Below are 21,774 nucleotides of genomic sequence, written 5' to 3' on the forward strand. Positions count from 1 at the left end.
CACCATGCCAGTCGCTCCCCGTTGCATCGCACTCGCCGGCCCCACGGCCAGCGGCAAGAGCGCGGCCTCGCTGGCCATCGCGTTGCGCTGGCCGGTGGAAATCATCAGCGTCGACTCGGCCCTGGTCTACCGCGGCATGGACATCGGCAGCGCCAAGCCCAGCGCGGCCGAACGCGCCCAGGTGCCGCACCACCTGATCGACATCCTCGACCCGCTGCAGAGCTACAGCGCCGCCGACTTCGTGCGCGACACCACCCGCCTGGTGGACGAGATCGCCGCGCGCGGCCGCACCGCGCTGCTGGTGGGCGGCACCATGCTCTATTTCAAGGCCCTGCTGGTGGGCCTGGACGAGATGCCCCAGGCCGACGCCCGCGTGCGCGAACGCATCGAAGCACGCGCGCTCGAACTGGGCTGGCCCGCGCTGCACGCCGAACTCGCGCGCGTGGACCCGATCACCGCCGCGCGCCTGCCGCCCAACGACTCGCAGCGCATCCAGCGTGCGCTGGAGGTGCACGAGGTCTCCGGCCAACCCCTCTCCAGCTTCCAGACCGGCCGCACCCACAACCCCGACAGCCCGCTCGCGCCCGAGCACCTGATCTCGCTCGAACCGCAGGACCGCGCCTGGCTGCACGCGCGCATCGCCCAGCGCTTCGACGACATGCTCGCCGCCGGTTTTCTCGACGAGGTGCGCGCGCTGCGCGCGCGCGGCGACCTCTCCACCGAGCTGCCGTCCATGCGCTGCGTGGGCTACCGCCAGGCCTGGGACATGCTGCAGGCCCATGGCGACGCGCTCACGCGCGAACAGCTCGCCGAGCTGCGCGACCTCGGCATCTTCGCCACCCGCCAGCTCGGCAAGCGCCAGCTCACTTGGCTGCGCTCCATGCCACAGCGCCGCGTGATCGCCTGCGACGCGCCCGACGCACTGGCCCAGGTGCTGCACACCGTCGAAACCTGGCTGGGCCCGGCCGCATGAGCACGCCGGCCCTGGTGGTCCACGAACTCGGCAAGCGCTACGGCGATACGCCCGTGTTCAGCCAGGTGAGCCTGAGCGTGGCCCCGGGCGAGTTCGTCGCCATCGTGGGCGAGTCGGGCGTGGGCAAGTCCAGCCTGCTCAACTGCCTGGCCGCGCTCGACGACTGGAGCGAAGGCCACATCACCCACCAGGGCGTGGACCTCGGCACGCTCGACGAGACCCAGCGCGCGCACTGGCGGCGCGAGCACCTGGGCTTCGTGTTCCAGGCCTTCCACGTGCTGCCGCACCTGGACGTGGCGCAGAACGTGGGCCTGCCCCTGCTGCTGCTGGGCCGCCCCGACCCAGCGCGCGTGCAGCAGATGCTCGACGCCGTGGGCCTGGGCGGGCTGGGCGCGCGGCTGCCGGCCGAACTCTCGGGGGGTCAGCTGCAGCGCGTGGCGATCGCGCGCGCGCTGGTGCACCGCCCTGGTTTGCTGCTGGCCGACGAGCCCACCGGCAACCTCGACCCCAGCACCGCCACCCAGGTCATGGACGTGCTGCAGCAGCAGGCCACCGAGAGCGGCGCGGCGCTGGTGCTGGTCACGCACTCCCGCGCGGCCGCGGCGCGCGCGCAGCGCGTGCTGCACCTCACCGCCTCGGGCCTGCAGCCCGCGCTCACCACCTGACACGTTTTCCGCGTGCACGGCGCGGGGCATCGCGGTAAGGTCAGGGCATGGCCGGTGAAAAGAACCAGTCATGTAACTTGATTACAATAAAATCCAAAATCACAAGTAACTAAATTAGACCATGGTCACAACGAATCCCGCCCCCACCCCTGCCGAGCCGCTCGATCTGGTGATCTTCGGCGGCGTGGGCGACCTCTCGGTGCGCAAGCTGCTGCCCGCGCTCTACATGGCGCACCTGCACCGCAACCTGCCCGAGGCCACGCGCATCCACGCCCTGGGCCGCCAGCCCTGGGACCGCGAGACCTTCACCGCCTTCATCCACGAGAAGGTGCGCGCCTTCATCGCCCCCGAGACGCTGGACGAAACCGCCTGGCAAGGCTTCGTGGCGCGCCTGGGCTATGTGTGCCTCGACGCCACGCAGCCGGCCGACTTCACCGCCCTGGCCGGCGCGCTGCAGCCGGGTTCGGACCGCGTGTACTACCTCGCCACCGCGCCCACGCTGTTCACCGGCATCTGCGCCAACCTGCATGGCGCCGGCCTGATCGACGAGCGCTCGCGCGTGGTGCTGGAAAAGCCGCTGGGCCACGACCTGGCCTCGGCGCGCGCCATCAACGACGAGGTGGGCCGCTACTTCAGCGAGGGGCAGACCTTCCGCATCGATCACTACCTGGGCAAGGAGACGGTGCAGAACATGATGGTGCTGCGCTTTGGCAACACCATCTTCGAGCCGCTCTGGCGCAGCCCCTACATCAAGAGCGTGCAGATCACGGTGGCCGAATCGGTCGGTGTGGGCAGCCGCGCCGGCTTCTACGACGGCACCGGCGCGCTGCGCGACATGGTGCAGAACCACCTGCTGCAGCTGCTGTGCATCGTGCGATGGAGCCGCCGGTCTCGCTCGACCCCGATGCCGTGCGCGACGAAAAACTCAAGGTGCTGCGCTCGCTGCGTCCCATGACCGAGGCCGACGTGGCGCGCGACACCGTGCGCGGCCAGTACACCGCCGGCGCCTCCAACGGCGACAAGGCCGCGGGCTACCTGCAGGAGGCCAACGTGCCGGCCGACAGCACCACCGAAACCTTCGTGGCCCTGCGCGCGCACATCAACAACTGGCGCTGGGCCAACGTGCCGATCTTCCTGCGCACCGGCAAGCGCATGGCCGAGCGCCGCTCGGAGATCGTCATCGAGTTCGCCGACCTGCCGTACACCATCTTCCCCGACGCACCGCGCCAGCCGGTCAACCGGCTGATGATCCGCCTGCAACCCGAGGAACACGTGCAGCTGCAGATGATGGCCAAGGAACCCGGCAGCGGCATGCGCCTGCGCCCGGTGAGCCTGGACCTGGACCTCGAATCGGCCTTCAGCGCGCGCCGCGCCGAAGCCTACGAGCGCCTGCTCATGGACGTGATCAAGGGCCGCCTGACGCACTTCATGCGGCGCGACGAACTCGAAGCCGCCTGGACCTGGGTCGAGCCCATCCTCGACGGCTGGAGCAACCTGAGCGAGAAGCCCCGCCCCTACACCGCCGGCAGCTGGGGGCCCGCCGCCTCGTCCGCGCTGATGGCGCGCGAAGGCTCGGCCTGGGTGGAAGAAGCCTGACCCCATGAACGCGCTCGACCGCCCCCCACCCAACCCGCTGCAGGTGCACCCCGCCAGCAACGCGGCCGAACTCGCGGCGCAGCTGGCCCTGCATGCCGCGCAGCGCCTGCGCGAGGCGATCGGTGCGCGCTGCGCAACGCGGTGCTCGCGGTCTCGGGCGGCAAGTCGCCGGTGGCGATGTTCGAACGCCTGCGCGAGCAGCCGGTGGAATGGGACCATGTGAGCGTGCTGTTGGTGGACGAGCGCTGCGTGCCGCACGACCACCCCGAGAGCAACACCGCCCTGGTGCGCACCCACCTGCTGCAGGGCGCCGCCGCCGCGGCCCGCTTCGTGCCCTTCTTCGACCGCCTGCCCACCGTGCTCGACGACGCCGCGCTCGCGGCCCTGGCCGACGGCGCCAACCACCGCCTGGCCACCCAGCCCTGGCCCATGGACCTGGCCGTGCTCGGCATGGGCGAGGACGGCCACACCGCGTCGATCTTTCCGGGCGCGCCCGGCCTGGCCCGCGCGCTGCACGGCAGCGGCCCGGTGACCTGGCAGCGCCCCGCCGAAGCGTCGCGCGCGCCGCACGCGCGCCTCACCCTCACCCTGCCGGCCTTGCTCGCCACGCGCGAACTGGCCCTGTCCATCAGCGGCGCGAGCAAGCTCGCCGTGTACCAGCAGGCCCGGCTCGCCGCCGACGAAAGCCTGCCGGTGTCGCTGGTGCTCAACCAGCACCTCACGCCCGTGAGCGTCTGGCTGGCCTGAACGAGACACCCAAAATGACCACCACCACGAACGCCCCCCTGCACCCCACCCTGGCCCACGTCACGCAGCGCATCACCGAGCGCAGCGCCGCCACGCGCGCGACCTACCTCGCCGCCATGGCCGCGCAGCGCAAGAAAGGCACGCAGCGCACCGGCATGGGCTGCGCCAACATGGCCCACACCACGGCCGCGCTGCCCCTGGCCGACAAGCTCCAGATCCACGCCGAACGCGCGCCGCACCTGGGCATCGTCACCGCGTACAACGACATGCTCTCGGCGCACCAGCCCTACGAGACCTACCCGCAGAAGATCCGCGACCACGCGCACGGCCTGGGCGCCACGGTGCAGGTGGCCGGCGGCGTGCCCGCCATGTGCGACGGCATCACGCAGGGCGCGGCCGGCATGGAGCTCTCGCTGTTCTCGCGCGACGTGATCGCGCTCTCCACCGCCGTGGCGCTCTCGCACAACGTGTTCGACGCCACGCTCATGCTCGGCATCTGCGACAAGATCGTGCCCGGCCTGTTCATGGGCGCGCTGCAGTTCGGCCACCTGAGCACCGTGTTCGTGCCCGCCGGCCCCATGACCTCGGGCCTCTCGAACGACGCCAAGGCCAAGGTGCGCCAGCAGTACGCGCAAGGCCTGGTGGGCCGCGACGCGCTGCTCGAATCGGAGGCCCAGGCCTACCACAGCCCCGGCACCTGCACCTTCTACGGCACGGCCAACAGCAACCAGATGCTGATGGAGATCATGGGCCTGCACCTGCCCGGCGCCTCCTTCGTCAACCCCGGCACGCCGCTGCGCGAGGCGCTCACCCTGGGCGCGGTCAAGCGCGCGGTGGCGAACACCGGCCGCACCGGCGAACCCGCGCTGAGCCTGGCCGACATCGTGACCGAGAAGACCCTGGTCAACGGCATCGTCGGCCTGCTGCGCCACGGGCGGCTCGACCAACCACACGCTGCACCTCGTGGCGATGGCGCGCGCCGCCGGTGTGCTGATCGACTGGGACGATTTCGCCGAGCTCTCGCACGTGGTGCCGCTGCTGGCGCGCGTCTACCCCAACGGCAGCGCCGACGTGAACCACTTCCACGCGGCCGGCGGCATGGGCTACCTGATGCAGCAGCTGCTCGCCGCCGGCCTGCTGCATGCCGACGTGAACACCGTGATGGGCGCGGGCCTGGACAGCTACACGCGCGAGCCCTGGCTCGACAGCGGCCAGCTCGCCTGGCGCCCGGTGCCCGAACAGAGCGGCGACCTCTCGGTGCTGCGGCCGGTGAGCGAGCCCTTCAGCGCCGACGGTGGCCTGCGCCTGCTGCAGGGCAACCTGGGGCGCAGCGTGGTGAAGGTCTCGGCGGTCAAGCCCGAGCACCGCGTGGTGCGCGCCCAGGCCGTGGTGGTGAGCGACCAGCAGGACCTGCTGACCCTGTTCAACGAAGGCAAGCTGGAGCGCGACCTGATCGCCGTGGTGCGCTACCAGGGCCCGCGCGCCAACGGCATGCCCGAGCTGCACAAGCTCACGCCGCCGCTGGCCGTGCTGCAGGACAAGGGCTTCAAGGTGGCGCTGGTCACCGACGGCCGCATGTCCGGCGCCTCGGGCAAGGTGCCCGCGGCCATCCACCTCAGCCCCGAGGCCCTGTCCAACGGCCCGATCGCGCGCGTGCGCGACGGCGACTGGATCACGCTCGACTGCGAGCGCGGCGTGCTCGAACTCGAGGTCGATGCCCGCACCCTGGCCCGCCGCCGCATCAAACACCCCGACCTGAGCGCCAACGAACACGGCAGCGGGCGCGAACTGTTCGGCCTGTTCCGCGAAAATGCGGGCGCGGCCGAATCGGGCGCCTCGCCCCTGTTCGCCCCCGCTGGCGGTGAACCGCCCCGTGGCCCCCGTTGCAACCCCCACCGCCTGAACCCAGACACCATGACGACCACCTGCTTCACCCGCCCTGCTTTCACCGCCCGTGTCGTGCCCGTCATCGTCCTGAGCGACGAGGCCCAGGCCGTGCCGCTGGCGCATGCGCTGCTCGAAGGCGGCATCGACGTGATGGAGATCACCCTGCGCTCGGGCGTCGCGCTGCGCGCCATCGAGGCCGTGGCGCGCGCCGTGCCCAAGATGCACCTGGGCGCCGGCACCGTCACGCGCGCGGCCGAGGTGACCCAGGTGGTGAACGCGGGCGCGAAGTTCGCCCTGTCGCCGGGCTGCTCCGACGCCCTGGTGGACGCGGTGAAGGCGGCCAGGCTGCCCTTCATTCCCGGCGTGATGACGCCCAGCGAGGTGATGCGCGCGCGCGACCACGGCTTCACGCTGATGAAGCTGTTTCCCGCCGCGCAGGCCGGCGGCATCGGCATGCTCAAGGCGCTGGGTGCGCCCCTGCCCGACGTGCGCTTCTGCCCCACCGGCGGCGTGAGCCCCGAGAACCTGCGCGAGATCCTGGCCCTGCCCAACGTGGCCATGGCCGGCGGCTCCTGGCTCACGCCCTCGGACGCGCTGCGCCAGGGCGACTGGAAACGCATCGCCCGCCTCGCGCGCGAAGCCACCACCCTGGCCACCGCCGTCTGACGCCACCGCACGTCACCGACCCATGACCCTGCCCACCACCCTGCCCGCCTGGGCCCAGCTGCAATCCCTGGCCGGGGCACCGCAGCCCCACCTGCGCGAGCTGCTGCCCGCCGACACCGGCCGCGCCGAGCGCATGGCGCTGCGCGCCGCCGGCATCACGCTGGACGCGAGCCGCCAGCGCGTCTCGCCCGCCATTCAGCAGGCGCTGCTGGCGCTGGCCGAGCAGGCCGGCGTGGCGGCCCAGCGCGACGCCATGTTCCGCGGCGAGCCCATCAACACCACCGAAGGCCGACCCGTGCTGCACGTGGCGCTGCGCGGCGACCCGCTGCACACCGGGCCCTGGGGCGCGGACGTGCAGAAGGCCGTGCAGGTCGAACTGGCCCGCGTCTGCGACTTCGCCGAAGCCCTGCGCGCGGGCACGGTGCGCGGGCACAGCGGCGAAGCCATCACCGACGTGGTGAACATCGGCATCGGCGGCTCCGACCTCGGCCCGCGCATGGCGGCCGACGCGCTGGCGCACCTGGCCCACCCGGGCGTGCGGGTGCACTACGTCTCCAACCCCGATGCCTGGGCGCTGTGGAGCGTGTTGCGTGGGCTGGACGCCGCGCGCACGCTGTTCATCGTCTCCAGCAAGACCTTCACCACGCAGGAAACGCTGACCAACGCCGCGAGCGCGCGGCGCTGGCTGAGCGACCACGGCTGCCCGGCCGACGCGCTGGGCCAGCACCTGGTGGCCATCACCGCCAGCCCGGCGCAGGCCGCGAAACTGGGCTACCCGGCCGAGCGCACCTTCCTGTTCTGGGACTGGGTGGGCGGGCGCTACTCCGTGTGGTCGGCGCTGGGCCTGCCGCTGGCGATTGCCATCGGCTCCGAGCATTTCCGCCTCTTCCTGGCCGGCGCTCGCGCCATGGACGAGCACTTCCGCACCACGCCGCTGGCGCAGAACCTGCCGGTGCAGCTGGCCCTGAACGGGATCTGGAACCGCAACTTCCTGGGCCTGCCCACGCAGCTGGTCGTGCCCTACGCCTCGCGCCTGGTGCGCTTCACGCCCTTCGTGCAGCAGATGGACATGGAGTCCAACGGCAAGCGCACGCACACCGACGGCACGCCCGCCACGGTGGACACCGGCCCCATCGTCTGGGGCGGGCTGGGCATCGACGGGCAACACGCCTACTTCCAGCTGATCCACCAGGGCCGGCACACCGTGCCGGTGGACTTCATCGGCGTGCAGAACGAAGACACGCCCCTGCCCCTGGCCGCGACGCACCACGAGGTGGTCAACCTCAACCTGCGCGCCCAGGCCGAGGCCATGGCGCGCGGGCGCTCGCTGGCCGACACGCAGGCGCTGCTGCAGAAGGACGGCATGAGCGAAGCCGATGCCCGGGCCATGGCGCCGCACCGCAGTTTCGAGGGCAACATCCCGAGCCACATCCTCTGGCTGGACCGCCTGGACCCGGCGCGCCTGGGTGCCCTGATCGCGCTCTACGAACACAAGGTGTTCACCCAGGCCGCGGTCTGGCGCATCAACGCTTTCGATCAGTGGGGCGTGGAGCTGGGCAAGACCATGGCCAAGGCGATGGAGCAGGCCGCCCGCTGAGCCTGGTGGCGACAACGGGCCGCAAGCGGGCCCCAAACCGTGCTTTGTCGCGCAAAAATGCGGCAAAAAATACCGTATCGGGTATAAACGCAAAAGTTCCCGAAAGGGCAGGCGCTATTCCATCAGGTTCGGCACACACGGACAGCATCCACCAGCATGCAAAGAGTCAAGACCTTCCTCAGCAGCCTGACGTCGATCCTCACGCCGAATTCGGAGTCCGCGCCCAAGGCGCCCGACCCGAGGGCGATGGTCCTGATCCAGAAATCGATGCTCCGCCTGCTGGGTGTGCGAGGCGCCGAACTCAATCCCCAGCTGGAACACCGCATCCGCTACGCCTCCAGCATCGAGGCCCTCTGGTTCCTGCGCGCCGACCTGGCCCAGGCCCTGTGCCTGCAACGCGACGAGTCCAGCGCCCTGGCCGCCGTCTCCGACCTCACGCCCCTCTTCGAAGGCAACGTCTCCAAGGCGCAGCTGCAGTCCTTCCAGCGCGGCCAGCGCCGCTGAATGACCCGCGTGGTTGCGTCAAGCGCGACCCGTGACGCCTGAAGCAACGCCCACCAGGGGCATCGAGGGTCCGGCTCTGCCGGCCCCAGGTGCCGTCCCCTCCCAGCCGAAGGCGCCAGTGAGGGGGAAGCCACGAAGTGGCGCAGGGGGTGCCGCCTTCTTCACGCCAAGCCGCCGTTGGCGCGCAGCACCTGACCATTGACCCAACCGCCGGCCGGGCTCACCAGAAACCCCACCACCGAAGCGATGTCGCCCGGCTCGCCCAGCCGCTGCAGCGGCGGCATCTGGGCGTGCATCTGGATCTGCTCGGGCGTCTTGCCGTCGAAGAACAGCGCGGTGGCGCACCGGGCCGGGCGCCACCGCGTTGACCGTGATGCAGCGCCCGCGCAGCTCCTTGGCGAACACCTGGGTGAGCGACTCCACCGCCGCCTTGGAGGCGATGTACACGCTGTAGCCCGGCAGGTTCAGCGCCACCGTGGTGCTGGAGAAGTTGACGATGCGCCCGCCCTCGTTCAGCCGCGTGGCGGCCTCGCGCAGGGTGTTGAAGGTGCCGCGCACGTTGGTGTCGAAGGTGCGCTCGTACAGCGCATCGCTGGTCTGCGCCAGCGGCAACGTCTTGAGCACGCCGGCGTTGTTCACCAGCACGTCCACCGGGCCGAGTTCGCGCTCGGTGACGTCGAAGAGGGCCCGCACCTCCTCGGCCTTCGAGACGTCGGCCCGCACCGCGATGGCCCGGGCGCCGCCGGCGCGCAACTCGGCCACCAGGGCCTCGGCCTCGGGGGCGCTGTGGGCGTGGTTCACCACCACGGCGTATCCGTCGGCGGCCAGGCGGCGGGCCAGTTCGGCGCCGATGCCGCGCGAGGCGCCGGTGACGATGGCGACGGGGGAGGAGGCGTTGGAGCTCATGGGGTTTTTCCTGAAAGTTGAACGATGGCCCGATGATGGATCGTTCCCCCCGGAAGATCATTGCCTCGAAATTGGCAACATCATTCGAATTTCATCAACAATAACGCCCATGGACCGATTCCAGGAAATGCAGGTGTTCGTGCGCATCGCCGAGCGGGGCAGCTTCACGCAGGCGGCGGACGACCTGCAGCTGCCGCGCGCGACGGTGAGCAACCTGATCCAGCGGCTGGAGGCGCGCCTGGGCGTGCGCCTGCTGGAGCGCACCACGCGCACGGTGCGGCTCACGCCCGATGGCGAGGCCTACCGCCAGCGCTGCGTGGGCCTGCTGGCCGACCTCGAAGAAGCCGACGGCCTGTTCCGCCAGGCCGTGCCCAAGGGCCTGCTGCGCGTGAACCTGCAGGGCACGCTGGCGCGCCGCTTCGTCGTGCCCGCCCTGCCCGCCTTTCTCGCGCGGCACCCGCAGCTGGAACTGCAGATCGGCGAGGACGACCGCCTCGTCGACCTGGTGCGCGAAGGCGTGGACTGCGTGCTGCGCGCCGGCCAGCTGCGCGACTCGTCCCTGGTGGCGCGCCGGGTGGCGCTGCTGCCGCAGCTCACCTGCGCCAGCGCGAGCTATCTCGCGCAATTCGGCGAGCCTCGGACCCTGGCCGACCTGGCCGGCCACCGCGCGGTGAACTACCTCTCCAGCGCCACCGGCCAGGCCCTGCCGCTGGAGTTCACGGTGAACGGCGAAGTGCGCACGCTGAGCCTGAGCGGCCCGGTCTCGGTGACGGGGGCCGACGTCTACGCGGGCGCGGCGATCGCCGGCCTGGGCCTGGTGCAGGTGCCGCGCTACCGCGTGGCCGACGAACTGGCCTCGGGCCAGTTGCGCGAGGTGCTGGTGGACCTGCCACCGCCCCCGCTGCCGGTGTCGGTGCTGTACCCGCAGAACCGCCAGCTCTCCGTGCGCGTGCGCGCCTTCGCGCAGTGGCTGGGTGAGCTGTTCGAAACGCTCACCTGATCCCCCACTGCGTTAGCATCGCCCCCCATGAAACCCCAGGTGCAATTCCGCCTCCGCATCAAGCGCGGTGATGTCATCGCCATCGGCCCGGGCAAGGTGAGCCTGCTCGAAGCCATCGCGCGCACCGGCTCGATCTCGGCGGCCGGCCGGGAACTCAACATGTCGTACCGGCGCGCCTGGCTGTTGGTGGACGAAATCAACCGCTCGCTGACCGGGCCGGCCGTGTCCACGGCAGCCGGCGGGGCCAAGGGGGGCGGTACCTCGCTCACGCCCGTGGGCGAAGAGCTGGTGCGGCGCTACCGCGCCATCGAGGCCATCGCCCTGGCCGCGGCCTCGGCCGAGCTGCAGCAGCTCACCCGCCTGATCGCGCCCTGAAGCGGGCCGCCCTCAGGGCGCCTCGGCGCCGGGCGCCCCCTGCGCCAGCGTGAGGCTCAGGTCCTGGGCGTCCTGGGCCCCGAGCACGAAGGACAGGCTCACGTGCTCCGACAGCACCAGGGTGAGCGCCAGCTCGGTGCTGCCCGCCACGGGCTCGACCATCCATTCGCACACCCGCACGGCGCTGCGCAGTTCGGGCAGGCGGCTGAGCGCGCCGCGCACCGGCAACTCCTGCGAGACCAGGTGGCTCGGCAAGGCATTGAACACGGGCGCGCTGTGCGAGGCCTGCTGCGCGTGGGTGGGTCCGGTCATGGCGTGCTCCGAAAAAGAGGGTCAGGCTTTCGCTATATTTCTCAGTATATAACCAAGACCGCGCCCTGGCACCGGCAGGGCGTCGCCCGTATGCTCGGCCAGACAACGGAGATCCACATGAACATCGATTGGGCCCACTTCACGCCCTGGGCCTCGCTGGCCGGGGGCATTCTGATCGGCCTGGCGGCGGCCGCCTTCATCCTCATGAACGGCCGCGTGCTCGGCATCAGCGGCATCCTGGGCGGCCTGCTGCCGCCCCGGGCGGGCGACGCGGGCTGGCGCATCGCCTTCCTGCTCGGGGTCTTCAGCGCCCCCCTGCTCTACGGCTGGCTCGCGCCCGACGGCCTGCTGCGCGCGCCGCGCATCGACGCGGGCACCGGCCTGCTGGTGGCCGCGGGCTTGCTGGTGGGCCTGGGCACGCGCTACGGCTCGGGCTGCACCAGCGGCCACGGCGTGTGCGGGCTCTCGCGCCTGTCGCCGCGTTCGCTGGGGCGCAGCGCTGTGCTTCATGGCCGCGGGCTTCGCCGTCGTCTACGCCGTCCGCCACCTGCTCTGAGGAGACCCCACACCATGCAACGCATCATCGAATTTCTCGTCGGCCTGCTGTTCGGCCTGGGCCTGCTGCTCTCGGGCATGGCCGACCCGGCCAAGGTGCTGGGCTTCCTCGACCTGTTCGGCAGCTGGGACCCTTCGCTGGCCTTCGTGATGGCGGGCGCGATCGCGGTGGGCGTCTTCGCCTTCGCGCTGGCGAAGCGGCGCACCACCAGCTTCTTCGGCGACGCCATGCACCTGCCGAAAGCCACGCAGATCGACCGGCGCCTGGTGCTGGGCAGCCTGGTGTTCGGCGCGGGCTGGGGCCTGGCGGGCTTCTGCCCGGGCCCCGCGCTCGTGTCGATGGCCTCGGGCGAGTTCAAGGCCGCGGTGTTCGTCGCGGCCATGCTGGTGGGCATGCTGATGCACGGCTGGGCCGAGCGCCTGCTCGCCCGGCCGGCGGCGGCCGCCGCGCGCTGACGAACCCGGCTTACTTCGCGGCGCGCGCCTTGGCGACGGCGGCCTGCGTTTCCTTCCAAAGGTCTTCGCCCACGTTGGCGGCGATGCCCGAGTTCACGCCGGCGAGTTTTTCGCGCATGCGGTTGGCTTCGGCCGGCGAGAGCTGGTTGATCTGCATGCCCTTGCCCTTGAGGTCGGCCAGCGCCTTGTCGGCCTCGGCGCGCGTGTCCTGGCGCTCGAAGTCACGGCTCTTCCTGGCGGCGTCCAGCAGCACCTTGTGCTCGTCCTTGCTCAGGCCGTCCCAGTACTTCTTGCTCACCAGCACGATCCACGGGCTGTAGACGTGGTTGGTCACCGTGAGGTACTTCTGCACCTCGTAGAACTTGCTCGAGAGGATGGTGTTGTACGGGTTCTCCTGGCCGTCCACGGTCTTGGTCTCCAGCGCGGTGAACAGCTCGGAGAACGGCAGCGGCACGGCGTTGGCGCCCAGGGTCTTGAAGCTGTCGATGAACACGTTGTTCTGCATCACGCGCAGCTTGATGCCGTCCATGTCCTCGAGCTTGGTGACGGCGCGCTTGTTGTTGGTGAGGTTGCGGAAACCGTTCTCCCAATACACCAGGCCGACCAGGCCTTTTTCCTGCAGCTTGTCCATCACCTTCTGGCCCACCGGGCCGTCGAGCACCACGTCGGCTTCCTTGGCGTTGTCGAACAGGAAGGGCGTGTCCCAGATCGCCATTTCCTTGGTGATGCCCACCAGGGTGGCGGTGGAGCCCACCATCATTTCCTGCGCGCCGCCGATCAGCGCCTGCTGCATCTGCACGTCCGAGCCCAGCGCGGCGGCGCCGATGGCGCGGATCTTCATCTTGCCGCCCGAGGCCTTTTCGACCTCTTCGGCGAACAGCTTGGTGGCGCGGCCCTGGTTGGAGATTTCGTTGAGGCCGTAGCCGAAACGGATGATGCGCGGCTTGATGTCCTGCGCCCAGCTGGCGGCGAAGGGGGTGGCGAGCGCGGCGGCCGCGGTGGCGGCGATCAGGGTGCGGCGAAACAGGGTCATGGTTGTCTCCTTGGGGGTGGGTGAAGGGGAAGTGGCAAGGTCAGCGCATCCAGGCCACGGGCGCGGTGACGATCTGCGGGAACACGATGAACAGGCCGAGAACGATGAGGTAGGTGATCAGGAAGGGGTTCACGCCCTTGATGACCTGGTGCATGGGCAGGCGCCCGACCCCGGCCACCACGTTGAGCACGGTGCCCACCGGCGGCGTGACCAGGCCGATGGCGCCGTTGAGCACGAACATCAGCCCGAAGTACACCGGGTCGATGCCCGCCTTCACGGCGATGGGCAGCATCACCGGCGCGAAGATCAGGATGGTGGGCGTGAGGTCCAGCGCGGTGCCGATCGCCACCAGCACCAGCATCATCACCACCATCAGCACGCGCGGGTGTTCCACCAGCGGGCCCAGCCAGCCGGTGAGCGTGGATGGCAGGTCGGCCAGCGTGATCATGTAGCTGGCCACGGCGGCGCCGGCGCACAGGAACATCACCACCGAGGTGGTGCTCGCGGCGCGCACCAGCGCGCTGTACAGCTCGGGCAGGCGCATCTCGCGGTGCACGAAGAGCGCGATCACCAGCGCGTAGAACGCGGCCACCACGGCGGCCTCGGTGGGCGTGAAGATGCCGCTCTTCATGCCGCCGATGATGATCACCGGCATCACCAGCGCCCAGACCGCGCGGCCCGTGAGGCGCAGGCGCTCGGCCATGGGCACCGGCGGCGAGCTGGTCAGCGTCATCTTGCGCAGCACCACGCGCCAGGCCACCACCAGCGCCACGCCCATCACCAGGCCGGGCACGATGCCCGAGATGAACAGGGCCGAGATCGAGGTGTTGGTGGTCACGCCGTAGATCACGAAAGCCATGGACGGCGGGATGATCGGCCCGATGACGCTGCCGGCGGCGATGAGCCCGGCCGACGAGGCCACCGGGTAGCCGTGCTTGCGCATCATGGGCAGCAGGATGGCGGACATCGCCGCCGCGTCGGCCAGCGCCGAGCCCGACATGGCCGAGAGCAGCACCGCCGCACCGATCGCCACATACCCCAGCCCGCCGCGCACGTGGCCGACCCAGGCCTGCGCCATGTCGATGATGCGCTTGCTGATGCCGCCCGAGTTCATGAGCTCGCCGGCCAGGATGAAGAAGGGCACGGCCAGCAGCGGGAAGCTGTCGATGCCGGCCACCATGTTCTGCGCCAGCAGCTGGGTGTCCCAGAAATCCATCACCCAGGCCATGGCGGCCCCCGTGAGCAGCAGCGCGAAGGCCATGTTCATGCCGATGCCCATGAGCACCAGCATGCCGGCGATGAAGACCACGAAGGCCAATGCTTCAACGCTCATCGTGTCACTCCATGTCCACCGCGTGGCCCAGGTCGAGCGGCGTGCGGCGCACGATCTCGACCAGCACCATGGCGCCGATCGCCAGCGCGCACAGCAACGCCGGCAGGGGCAACAAGGCCACGGGGTAGCCCAGCACCACGGAGTGGCTGTCCATGCCCACCACCACCTGCTGCCACGCGCCCCGACCCAGCAGCACGCAGGCCAGCAGCACCAGCCCGCGGATGGCCAGCGTGGCGAAGGCGAATGCGCGCGGGCGATCGCGCAACGAGCCGACCAGGCTGGTGAAGGCCATGTGCTGGCCCAGCGGGTAGGCGGCGGTCGCGCCCAGGAACACCATCCACACGAACAGCAGGCGCGAGAGTTCTTCGGTGGCGTTGATGCCGCTGTCGAAGCCGTAGCGCAGCACCACGTTGGCGAACACGCAGACCACCATGCCCGCCAGGCACAGCGCGAGCAGGGCCTCGGCCCCGTGTTTCAAGACTTGCGATGGTTTCATGAGCGAAGCTCCAGGGAATGGGAGGTGGCGTTGCCGTGCACCCAATGCACCACGGCCTCACCGAGTTCGGCCAGCGGGCGCGTGGCGTCCAGCGGCAGCACGCCGGGTTCGCGGCGCGGGTCTTCCAGCGTGGCGAACTGGCTGGCCACGAGGCTCACCGGGAACAGGTGGGCCGGGCGCGCGGCCACGCGCTCGCGCGCCTGCTCCTGCGTGAGTTCGAGAAACACGAAGCGCAGGCCGGGCACGGCGGCGCGCAGGCGGTCGCGGTAGCGCAGCTTGAGGGCCGAACAGGTCAGCACCACGCCCTCGGCATGGGCCTGCAGCTGCTCGGCCAGGGTGTCGAGCCAGGCCGCGCGGTCGTCGTCGCTCAGGGGGATGCCGCCGCGCATCTTGGCGACGTTGCTGGCGGAGTGGAAATCGTCTCCCTCCAGCAAGGGCACGCCCAGCGTCCGGGCGCATAACTGGCCCAGGCTGGACTTGCCGCAACCCGCCACGCCCATGACGACGAGGGAGGTGTTCGGGGGCGATGCATTCATTTGGTAGCGCTGTCCCAACAAGGTGAAAAAGAAAACCGGTCCTCATGTCCGACCGTGCCCGCCTTCCTGGCTGGGACTTTGGTCGGCCTGTGGCACGATTCAGGGTAAATTCGGGTGTCCATGGCCTTGGACAGCGCTATCCTAACGCCAGGCTCACCGCCTCCAACACCGGGAAAACCCTTGGAACCGACCGAACGCAAGCGCCGCCACAGCGGCCGCACCACCCTCAGCGACGTGGCCCGCGCGGCCGACGTGAGCCCCATCACCGCCTCGCGCGCGCTGCGCGGCGAGCGCAGCGTGGCGGCCGAGCTGGTGGAGCGCGTCAAGCTCGCCGCCGAGCAGCTGGGCTATGTGCCCGACCCGGCGGCGCGCGCCCTCGCCTCCCAGCGCAGCACGCAGGTGCCGGTGCTGGTGCCGCTGCTGTCCAACGCGCTCTTCGTCGATGTGCTGGAGGCCGTGCACCGCACCCTGCTGCCACACGGCTACCAGACCCTGATCGGCGTGACGCACTACGAGCCGCGCGAGGAAGAGCAATTGCTGCGCAGCTACCTGGCGCACCGGCCGGCGGGCCTGCTGCTCACTGGCTTCGACCGCACCGAGGCCGCGCGCCAGCTCATCGCCGGCAGCGGCGTGCCCTGCGTGCACCTGATGGAATTGACGCAGGCACCGGGCGTCTACTGCGTGGGCTTCTCGCAGGTCGAGGCGGGCCACGCGATCACCGAGCACCTGGTGCAGCGCGGCCGCCGGCGCATCGCCTTCGTGGCCGCGCAGCTGGACCCACGCACCATGCAGCGCGCCGAGGGCTACCGCCGCTGCCTGCGCCAGCACGGCCTGTACGACGCGAAGCTGGAGCTGCTGAGCCCGCAGCCCTCGTCCATGCAACTGGGCGGTGAACTGCTCGAAGACCTGCTGCGCACCCGCCCCGAGGTGGACGCGGTGTTCTTCTGCAACGACGACCTGGCCCAGGGCGGCCTGCTGTGCGCGCTGCGCCTGAAGATCGAGGTGCCCGCGCGCATCGCGGTGGCGGGCTTCAACGACCTCTCGGGCAGCGACCAGATGGTGCCGCCGCTGACCACGGTGCGCACGCCGCGCCGCGCCATCGGCGAGGCCAGCGCGCAGATGCTGCTGAGCCTGATGCGCGGCGAGCTGCCGCCCAAGCCTTCGCTGGACCTGGGCTTCGAGCCCCTGATCCGCGGCAGCAGCTGAGCCCGATCAAACCGGGAAACGATCGGCGTAGTCGACCTCGAGCCGCGAGTGCAACCGCCAGTAGCGCGGCGCCTCGCGGCCCCGCATGCGCGCGACCAACAGATCGAGGTGCGCATGCCATCCGGCCGACACGCTCAGCACATCGTCGCGGCTGGGCAAACGCTGGTGCGTGATCACGAGCCGCACACCGCCCCCGACTTCACGCAGCTCGTACTGAACCTCGCCCTGCCCGCCCCAGGTGTGGGCCAACCGATGCGGTGGCTCGCACACCGTGACCTGTCCCAGCAGTTCCGCGCAGGCCGCCATGTCCGCGTATTTCGGTGGCGCGGGGTCGTCGGCATGCGTCAGCTCCTTGTGGCGGAACGTCAATGCCACCCGGCCGCCCACCTGCAGGTCCATCGCGCCGCCGGCCAGCCACTGGGCGCGCTTGTCCTCTTCGGTGATCCAGGCCCACGCCCGCTCGATGGGGCCGGGCAGCAGGCGTTCGATGCGCACCGTGTCGGGGGCGGTGAGCACGCCGTAATCGTCGTCCTTCATGGTTTTCTCCTTGGGTTGCGGGGTGCCCGCGGTTGCCGGGCCTTGTCCTCGGCTTTGAGCAAGGCTTCGAGCACATCGACGCGCTGCTGCCAGAACCGCTCGTAGTGGCGAATCCACTCGAGCCCGGCGTGCATCGGTGCGGCGTTCAACTGGCAGAGGTGGGTGCGTCCGGTGATGGTGCGCTGAATCAACCCGGCCCGTTCGAGCACCTGGATGTGCTTGGATGCCGCGGCCAGCGAAATGTCGAACGGCGCCGCGAGCTCGCCCACGGGCAGGGGCTGCGAGGACAGCGCGGCCAGCATGGCACGCCGGGTCGGATCGGCCAGGGCGCGAAACACGGCGTCGAGTTGGGGCGCTTGATATTCAACCATGAAGTTGAATATATACGCCACCCGAACAACTGTCAACCGAATGATTGAATGTTTTTTCCGCCGTCCCCTGGCGGTAAGCTCCGCGTCGAAGACACCACCCGGAGACCCCATGCCCGCCTATCTCTACGGCAACATCGACATCACCGACCCGACCCTCTACGAGGAATACCGCCGCGAGGTGCCCGCCGTGATCGCCGCGCACGGCGGCCGTTACCTGGTGCGCGGCGGCGCGGTGAAGGTGCTCGAAGGCCACGGCGTGCCGAACCGCCAGGTGATCCTCGAATTCCCCGACATGGCGCGGCTCGAGGCCTTCTACCACTCGCCCGAGTACCAGCGCCTGGTGGCGATCCGGCAGCGCGCCGCCAGCGGCACGCTGTTCGCCATCGAAGGCTACTGAGCCGGCGGGTCCTGCGCCGGGGCGGCGGCGCCCATCACGCTGTACCAGTCGACCTTGCGCGTCGCAACCATGATGGCGGCCAGCACGCCGAACAGCAGCAGCGAGCCCATCATCAGCGCGTTGTCCTCCGAGATCAGGATGCCGTAGAGCACGCCATAGAGCGCCACCAGCAGGCCGCTCATGAGCAGGCCCGGCGTCCAGCCGCCCAGCACGTGGCGCAGGTAGTGCGCCAGCAGGCCGATGCAGGCCGCGCTGGCCACGAGGTAGGCCCAGACGAAGTCCAGGTGCTCGGCGATCGACAGCAGCAGCAGGAAGAACAGCACCAGCGCGGCGCCGATCATCAGGTACTGCATGGGGTGGATGCGCCAGCGCTTCACCATCTCCAGCACGAAGAAGGCGGCGAAGGTGAGCACGATGAACATCATCCCGTACTTGGTCGCGCGCTCCGTCATGCGGTAGACGTCCACCGGGTTGCCGAGCGAGACGGAAAAGCTCTCGGGCGCGCGCCGCTGCTCGCCGCCCTGCTGTACGAACTGCTGCTGCGCCTGGGTCGAGAGCGACGGCACGCTCCACGCGGCCTCGAAGCCCGAGGCGCTCACGCTGCGCGTGCGCGGCAGGAAGTCGCCGTCGAAGCTCGGGTGCGGCCAGCTCGATTGCAGCTGCACGCGGTTCTCGTCGGCCAGCGGCACCCAGCCGATGCGGCCCGTGCCCGCGAGTTCGAGCTGCAGTTCGAAGGGCAGCACCGCGCCGGGCCGCAGCTGGGCGACGTCGAGCGAGGCAGCCAGCGGCAGGGGCAGCCGCTGCGCGGCCGGCCCGGGCGCCACGGCCAGCGGGCGGCCGTCGACCTTGAGCTGGGGCGCGTTAAGCAGGCCGCGCAAATCGCTCACGCCCATGAGCAGGCGTGGCTGGCCCAGGCTGATCTGGCCGTTCTTCTCGCGCGGTTCGACCTCGGTCCACACGAAGCGGCCGCTGCTCCGGTTCACGCTGGTGTAGACCGTGATCGGGAAGACGCCGCGCCAGCGCGTCTCGGTCGCGAGCTGGCTGCGGGTCTCCATCACCGTGGGAAAGCGGATCACCGCGTGCGACTGCGTCACACGCTCCTCGCGCGTGTGGCCGGTCTCGCCCACGCTCACGGTGCGCGTGAAGGTCTCGGTGTAGGGCACGTACAGCACCGGCCCGGTGAGGGTCTGCGCGCCGGCGTGCGCGCGCGCCACCTCCTCGGTGGCGGTTTCGCGGTTCTGGCTGCGCTCCTGGATCAGGTCGCGCACCATCAGGAGGGGAATCGAGAGCAGCAGCATCAGCAGGCCGATGACCAGGACTTTGCTCAGCAGGGGGTATTTGTTCAAGTCGGGCTCCGTGGTGAGAACCCGGCCAGTCTGGCCCCGCCGTGCGAAGCGGCCGTGCGCTGCAGCAGCGTTTTGTGCAGTGGGTGTGAAACCCTCAGGCCGGCAGGCGCCAGCGGGCGATGCAGCCGTCGGGCGAGGACACGTTCTCCACCACCACCTGGCCGCCATGCAGGTCGCTCACCTCCTTGACCAGGCACAGGCCCAGGCCCGAGCCCTTGTCCTGCCCCTCGCCGCGCGGCAGCGAATAGAAACGCTCGAACAGGCGGTCGCGCGCGTAGTCGGGAATGCCCGGCCCCTGGTCGCGCACCGACCACTCCAGCTGGCGCACCGTCCTTGTGCAGGCGCAGCCACAACTCGCCCTGCGGCGGCGAAAAGTCGATCGCGTTGTCCAGCAGGTTCTGCAAGGCCTGGCCGATGAGGAAGGCATCGCCCTGCACCACCAGGCCCTGCCCGAGTTCGTCGCGCACGCGCAGCGACTTGCGGCGCAGGCGCGGCTCGAGCCGCTGCAGCAGCTCGCGCGTGAGCGCGCTCAGGTCCACCGGCTCGCGCGTGCCCAGGCCTTGCATCTGCTCCACGTGGGCCAGTTGCAGCAGCTTGTCCACCAGCAGGTGCAGGCGCTCGGCCTGCCGTTGCACGTTGCCGGCGAAGCGCTGCCGGTCGGGCGCGGGCAGGTCTTCCTGCAGCAGCTCCGCCGCGCCCCGGATCGCGGCCAGCGGGCTCTTGAGCTCGTGCGTGAGTGTGTGCACGTAGCTCTCCACATAAGCCTTGTCCTCCAGCTTGAGCCGCATGCGCTCCAGCGCGCCCGCCAGGTCGGTGAACTCGGTGCTGCCGCTCAGGCGACCGAGCACCGGCAGCGGCACGCGCTCGCCGCGCGAGACCGCGTTCGCATAGCCGCGCAGGCGCGAGAGCGAGCTCGCGATCCACCAGCTGAACAGCAGGCCGATGAGCAGGGACAGGCCCAGCAGCGCCCAGGACCAGCGCAGGATGCGCTGCTCGCTGCGGTCGATGTAGGGCTGCAGGCGCTGGTTGGGGCGCGAGACGGTGAGCACGCCGATGACGCGGTCGCCATCGCGGATCGGCGCGGCCACGTGCATCACCGTGTTGTCGGGGTCGTCCGGACTGGCGGGGCTGGAGCGCGCGCCGTACTCGCCGCGCAGCGTGCGCACCACGTCGTTCCAGCGCGAATGGTCCTGGCCGATGGCCTCGGGCTGCGTGTCGAAGCGCACGATGCCTTCGGTATCGGTGATGGTGATGCGGTAGTCGATGCGGTCCTTGCGAAAGCCCCCGATGTTGGCGCCGGGCCGCGCGGTGTCCAGGCCCTGCAGCGAGCGGGCGAAGAAACCCTCGGCGATGGTGCCGGCCTTCATGTCGGGCGTTGCGCAGTTGCGCCAGCGTGTAGGCCGCGTCGATCAGGCTGTCCTCCATGGCCAGGCGGGTGCCGGGCTTGACCTCGTCCAGCAGCACGCGCAGCACCACGAACAGCGCCAGGCCCAGCACCAGGAAGAACCCAATGAGCAGGCGCAGGCCGATGCGCATTCAGGGCAACCGCAGCGAGTAACCCATGTGGCGGTGGGTCTGGATCACGTCCGCCACCAGGCCGCGCTCGCGCAGCTTGGCGCGCAGCAGCTTGATGTGCGCGTCCACGGTGCGGTCGGAGGTGTGCGGGGCCCCGCCCCAGACCAGGTCCATGAGCTCGGTGCGCGAGAAGATGCGCTGCGGCCGCCGCAGCAGCGTGGCCAGCAGCAGGAACTCGTAGCGCGTGAGCGCCAGCAGTTCGCCCTCGCAGGCGATGCGCTGCGCCTTCTCGTCCAGCGTGAGCAGGCCCGGGGCCACCGGGGTGGGCGCGGGCACGGCGGCCGGGGCGCCACCGGCCGCGCTGCGGCGCAGGATGGCGCGCACGCGGGCGCACACCTCGCGCGGCGAGAACGGTTTGACCACATAGTCGTCGGCCCCCAGCTCCAGGCCCAGCACGCGGTCGATCTCCTCGTGGCGCGCGGTCAGGAACACGATGGGCAGCTCGCTGGTCTTGCGGATCGCGCGGCACACGTCGAAGCCGTTGCCATCGGGCACGCCCACGTCCAGGATGGCGAGGTCCGGCGGTGCTTCTTCGAAGGCCGACAGTGCCTCGCGCGCCAGCCCCACGTGCCGCACCTCGAAGCCCTCGCTCTGCAGCGCGTACAGCAAGGTGTCGGCGATGGCCTGTTCGTCTTCCAGCAGCAGGATGCGCTTGCGCATGGTGTAGAGGGGGCTTTCGGATGGAGCGGGCCATCTTAACCAAGG

General features: G+C 70.3%; 21 protein-coding genes and 5 pseudogenes. 14 read left to right on the forward strand and 12 right to left on the reverse strand.

Going from position 1 to position 21,774, the window contains the following annotated elements; genetic code table 11:
* Positions 1–4 precede the first annotated feature (4 nt).
* From miaA to ACFJGX_RS22135, 8 genes and pseudogenes are all read left to right on the forward strand, one after another.
* Complete coding sequence (gene miaA, locus ACFJGX_RS22100) at positions 5–973, forward strand: tRNA (adenosine(37)-N6)-dimethylallyltransferase MiaA (RefSeq protein WP_382323816.1); 969 nt, start codon at positions 5–7, stop codon at positions 971–973.
* A complete protein-coding gene (locus ACFJGX_RS22105; RefSeq protein WP_382323815.1) occupies positions 970–1,638 on the forward strand; it encodes an ABC transporter ATP-binding protein in 669 nt (222 codons plus the stop codon). Before miaA ends, ACFJGX_RS22105 begins: the two co-directional genes overlap by 4 nt.
* 121 nt (positions 1,639–1,759) lie before the next feature.
* A pseudogene (gene zwf / locus ACFJGX_RS22110) lies at positions 1,760–3,234 on the forward strand (glucose-6-phosphate dehydrogenase).
* Between the two features lie 141 nt (positions 3,235–3,375).
* Positions 3,376–3,981 carry a 6-phosphogluconolactonase gene (gene pgl / locus ACFJGX_RS22115; RefSeq protein ID WP_382327090.1) on the forward strand — a complete coding sequence of 202 codons (606 nt, stop codon included), beginning with the start codon at positions 3,376–3,378 and terminating at the stop codon, positions 3,979–3,981.
* A 14-nt stretch (positions 3,982–3,995) separates the two neighbouring features.
* Positions 3,996–5,841: pseudogene (gene edd, locus ACFJGX_RS22120) on the forward strand (phosphogluconate dehydratase); the annotation flags it as partial.
* 54 nt (positions 5,842–5,895) lie between these two features.
* Positions 5,896–6,534 carry a bifunctional 4-hydroxy-2-oxoglutarate aldolase/2-dehydro-3-deoxy-phosphogluconate aldolase gene (gene eda / locus ACFJGX_RS22125; protein ID WP_382159385.1) on the forward strand — a complete coding sequence of 213 codons (639 nt, stop codon included), beginning with the start codon at positions 5,896–5,898 and terminating at the stop codon, positions 6,532–6,534.
* Between the two features lie 22 nt (positions 6,535–6,556).
* Complete coding sequence (pgi, locus tag ACFJGX_RS22130) at positions 6,557–8,131, forward strand: glucose-6-phosphate isomerase (RefSeq protein ID WP_382323812.1); 1,575 nt, start codon at positions 6,557–6,559, stop codon at positions 8,129–8,131.
* Positions 8,132–8,287: 156 nt separating this feature from the next.
* Positions 8,288–8,635, forward strand: a complete 348-nt coding sequence (locus ACFJGX_RS22135) for a hypothetical protein (protein WP_291113075.1) — start codon at positions 8,288–8,290, stop codon at positions 8,633–8,635.
* Between the two features lie 161 nt (positions 8,636–8,796).
* On the opposite strand, the pseudogene ACFJGX_RS22140 reads toward ACFJGX_RS22135, so the two are convergent.
* Positions 8,797–9,463: pseudogene (locus ACFJGX_RS22140) on the reverse strand (SDR family oxidoreductase).
* 187 nt (positions 9,464–9,650) lie between these two features.
* Here ACFJGX_RS22140 and ACFJGX_RS22145 point away from each other — a divergent pair.
* Both ACFJGX_RS22145 and ACFJGX_RS22150 read left to right on the forward strand, forming a co-directional pair.
* Positions 9,651–10,541, forward strand: coding sequence for a LysR family transcriptional regulator (locus ACFJGX_RS22145; RefSeq protein WP_382323811.1), 891 nt, complete (start codon positions 9,651–9,653; stop codon positions 10,539–10,541).
* A gap of 27 nt (positions 10,542–10,568) precedes the next feature.
* Positions 10,569–10,916: a winged helix-turn-helix domain-containing protein gene (locus ACFJGX_RS22150; protein ID WP_382159393.1), complete on the forward strand. Its 348-nt coding sequence runs from the start codon at positions 10,569–10,571 to the stop codon at positions 10,914–10,916.
* A gap of 12 nt (positions 10,917–10,928) precedes the next feature.
* Here ACFJGX_RS22150 and ACFJGX_RS22155 read toward each other — a convergent pair whose 3' ends face one another.
* On the reverse strand, positions 10,929–11,228 hold the full coding sequence (locus ACFJGX_RS22155; protein WP_382323810.1) for a hypothetical protein: 300 nt from the start codon (positions 11,226–11,228) through the stop codon (positions 10,929–10,931).
* A 117-nt stretch (positions 11,229–11,345) separates the two neighbouring features.
* Between ACFJGX_RS22155 and ACFJGX_RS22160 the strand changes: the two are divergent.
* Positions 11,346–11,784, forward strand: a pseudogene (locus ACFJGX_RS22160) (YeeE/YedE family protein).
* A gap of 14 nt (positions 11,785–11,798) precedes the next feature.
* Positions 11,799–12,239, forward strand: coding sequence for a DUF6691 family protein (locus ACFJGX_RS22165; protein WP_382159397.1), 441 nt, complete (start codon positions 11,799–11,801; stop codon positions 12,237–12,239).
* Positions 12,240–12,249: 10 nt separating this feature from the next.
* Here ACFJGX_RS22165 and ACFJGX_RS22170 read toward each other — a convergent pair whose 3' ends face one another.
* Genes ACFJGX_RS22170 through ACFJGX_RS22185 form a run of 4 tightly spaced genes read right to left on the reverse strand, consistent with a single transcriptional unit; the run spans position 12,250 to position 15,637 of the window.
* On the reverse strand, positions 12,250–13,272 hold the full coding sequence (locus ACFJGX_RS22170) for a TRAP transporter substrate-binding protein (protein ID WP_382159399.1): 1,023 nt from the start codon (positions 13,270–13,272) through the stop codon (positions 12,250–12,252).
* 40 nt (positions 13,273–13,312) lie between these two features.
* On the reverse strand, positions 13,313–14,605 hold the full coding sequence (locus ACFJGX_RS22175) for a TRAP transporter large permease subunit (RefSeq protein WP_291113066.1): 1,293 nt from the start codon (positions 14,603–14,605) through the stop codon (positions 13,313–13,315).
* 4 nt (positions 14,606–14,609) lie between these two features.
* A complete protein-coding gene (locus tag ACFJGX_RS22180; protein WP_382159401.1) occupies positions 14,610–15,101 on the reverse strand; it encodes a TRAP transporter small permease subunit in 492 nt (163 codons plus the stop codon).
* Positions 15,098–15,637: a gluconokinase gene (locus ACFJGX_RS22185; RefSeq protein ID WP_382323807.1), complete on the reverse strand. Its 540-nt coding sequence runs from the start codon at positions 15,635–15,637 to the stop codon at positions 15,098–15,100. Before ACFJGX_RS22185 ends, ACFJGX_RS22180 begins: the two co-directional genes overlap by 4 nt.
* Before the next feature lie 120 nt (positions 15,638–15,757).
* Here ACFJGX_RS22185 and ACFJGX_RS22190 point away from each other — a divergent pair, with 120 nt between their 5' ends.
* Positions 15,758–16,843, forward strand: coding sequence for a LacI family DNA-binding transcriptional regulator (locus tag ACFJGX_RS22190; protein ID WP_382323806.1), 1,086 nt, complete (start codon positions 15,758–15,760; stop codon positions 16,841–16,843).
* A gap of 6 nt (positions 16,844–16,849) precedes the next feature.
* Here ACFJGX_RS22190 and ACFJGX_RS22195 read toward each other — a convergent pair whose 3' ends face one another.
* Entirely contained in the window at positions 16,850–17,380 is a 531-nt protein-coding gene (locus ACFJGX_RS22195) for an SRPBCC family protein (RefSeq protein ID WP_382323805.1), read from the reverse strand.
* Positions 17,377–17,751: an ArsR/SmtB family transcription factor gene (locus ACFJGX_RS22200; protein WP_382325543.1), complete on the reverse strand. Its 375-nt coding sequence runs from the start codon at positions 17,749–17,751 to the stop codon at positions 17,377–17,379. Before ACFJGX_RS22200 ends, ACFJGX_RS22195 begins: the two co-directional genes overlap by 4 nt.
* 109 nt (positions 17,752–17,860) lie before the next feature.
* Between ACFJGX_RS22200 and ACFJGX_RS22205 the strand changes: the two genes are divergently transcribed.
* Positions 17,861–18,148 carry a DUF1330 domain-containing protein gene (locus tag ACFJGX_RS22205; protein ID WP_382323804.1) on the forward strand — a complete coding sequence of 96 codons (288 nt, stop codon included), beginning with the start codon at positions 17,861–17,863 and terminating at the stop codon, positions 18,146–18,148.
* Here the strand turns inward: ACFJGX_RS22205 and creD are convergent.
* From creD to creB, 4 genes and pseudogenes are all read right to left on the reverse strand, one after another.
* Positions 18,142–19,494 carry a cell envelope integrity protein CreD gene (gene creD / locus ACFJGX_RS22210; RefSeq protein ID WP_382323803.1) on the reverse strand — a complete coding sequence of 451 codons (1,353 nt, stop codon included), beginning with the start codon at positions 19,492–19,494 and terminating at the stop codon, positions 18,142–18,144. The genes ACFJGX_RS22205 and creD overlap by 7 nt on opposite strands.
* Positions 19,495–19,588: 94 nt before the next feature.
* The gene (locus ACFJGX_RS22215; RefSeq protein WP_382328769.1) at positions 19,589–19,921 is read right to left on the reverse strand and encodes an ATP-binding protein; all 333 of its coding nucleotides are present in this window, start codon (positions 19,919–19,921) and stop codon (positions 19,589–19,591) included.
* A pseudogene (gene creC / locus ACFJGX_RS22220) lies at positions 19,884–20,861 on the reverse strand (two-component system sensor histidine kinase CreC); the annotation flags it as partial. The pseudogene creC and the gene ACFJGX_RS22215, both read right to left, overlap by 38 nt.
* A gap of 169 nt (positions 20,862–21,030) precedes the next feature.
* On the reverse strand, positions 21,031–21,729 hold the full coding sequence (gene creB, locus ACFJGX_RS22225) for a two-component system response regulator CreB (RefSeq protein WP_382323801.1): 699 nt from the start codon (positions 21,727–21,729) through the stop codon (positions 21,031–21,033).
* Positions 21,730–21,774 lie beyond the last annotated feature (45 nt).

The organism is Hydrogenophaga sp. UC242_50 (assembly GCF_042697355.1).
Classification (GTDB): Bacteria; Pseudomonadota; Gammaproteobacteria; order Burkholderiales; family Burkholderiaceae_C; genus Hydrogenophaga.

Excerpts from the sequence above, each read along its gene's own strand:
- ACFJGX_RS22215 (WP_382328769.1), bottom strand. The coding sequence starts at position 19,921 with ATGCCTTCCTCATCGGCCAGGCCTTGCAGAACCTGCTGGACAACGCGA.
- pgi (WP_382323812.1), top strand. The coding sequence starts at position 6,557 with ATGACCCTGCCCACCACCCTGCCCGCCTGGGCCCAGCTGCAATCCCTG.
- ACFJGX_RS22205 (WP_382323804.1), top strand. The coding sequence starts at position 17,861 with ATGCCCGCCTATCTCTACGGCAACATCGACATCACCGACCCGACCCTC.
- eda (WP_382159385.1), top strand. The coding sequence starts at position 5,896 with ATGACGACCACCTGCTTCACCCGCCCTGCTTTCACCGCCCGTGTCGTG.
- ACFJGX_RS22195 (WP_382323805.1), bottom strand. The coding sequence starts at position 17,380 with ATGAAGGACGACGATTACGGCGTGCTCACCGCCCCCGACACGGTGCGC.
- ACFJGX_RS22150 (WP_382159393.1), top strand. The coding sequence starts at position 10,569 with ATGAAACCCCAGGTGCAATTCCGCCTCCGCATCAAGCGCGGTGATGTC.
- ACFJGX_RS22135 (WP_291113075.1), top strand. The coding sequence starts at position 8,288 with ATGCAAAGAGTCAAGACCTTCCTCAGCAGCCTGACGTCGATCCTCACG.
- ACFJGX_RS22165 (WP_382159397.1), top strand. The coding sequence starts at position 11,799 with ATGCAACGCATCATCGAATTTCTCGTCGGCCTGCTGTTCGGCCTGGGC.
- ACFJGX_RS22170 (WP_382159399.1), bottom strand. The coding sequence starts at position 13,272 with ATGACCCTGTTTCGCCGCACCCTGATCGCCGCCACCGCGGCCGCCGCG.
- miaA (WP_382323816.1), top strand. The coding sequence starts at position 5 with ATGCCAGTCGCTCCCCGTTGCATCGCACTCGCCGGCCCCACGGCCAGC.
- ACFJGX_RS22105 (WP_382323815.1), top strand. The coding sequence starts at position 970 with ATGAGCACGCCGGCCCTGGTGGTCCACGAACTCGGCAAGCGCTACGGC.
- ACFJGX_RS22190 (WP_382323806.1), top strand. The coding sequence starts at position 15,758 with ATGGCCTTGGACAGCGCTATCCTAACGCCAGGCTCACCGCCTCCAACA.
- ACFJGX_RS22155 (WP_382323810.1), bottom strand. The coding sequence starts at position 11,228 with ATGACCGGACCCACCCACGCGCAGCAGGCCTCGCACAGCGCGCCCGTG.
- ACFJGX_RS22180 (WP_382159401.1), bottom strand. The coding sequence starts at position 15,101 with ATGAAACCATCGCAAGTCTTGAAACACGGGGCCGAGGCCCTGCTCGCG.
- ACFJGX_RS22175 (WP_291113066.1), bottom strand. The coding sequence starts at position 14,605 with ATGAGCGTTGAAGCATTGGCCTTCGTGGTCTTCATCGCCGGCATGCTG.
- creB (WP_382323801.1), bottom strand. The coding sequence starts at position 21,729 with ATGCGCAAGCGCATCCTGCTGCTGGAAGACGAACAGGCCATCGCCGAC.
- ACFJGX_RS22185 (WP_382323807.1), bottom strand. The coding sequence starts at position 15,637 with ATGAATGCATCGCCCCCGAACACCTCCCTCGTCGTCATGGGCGTGGCG.
- ACFJGX_RS22145 (WP_382323811.1), top strand. The coding sequence starts at position 9,651 with ATGGACCGATTCCAGGAAATGCAGGTGTTCGTGCGCATCGCCGAGCGG.
- ACFJGX_RS22200 (WP_382325543.1), bottom strand. The coding sequence starts at position 17,751 with ATGGTTGAATATCAAGCGCCCCAACTCGACGCCGTGTTTCGCGCCCTG.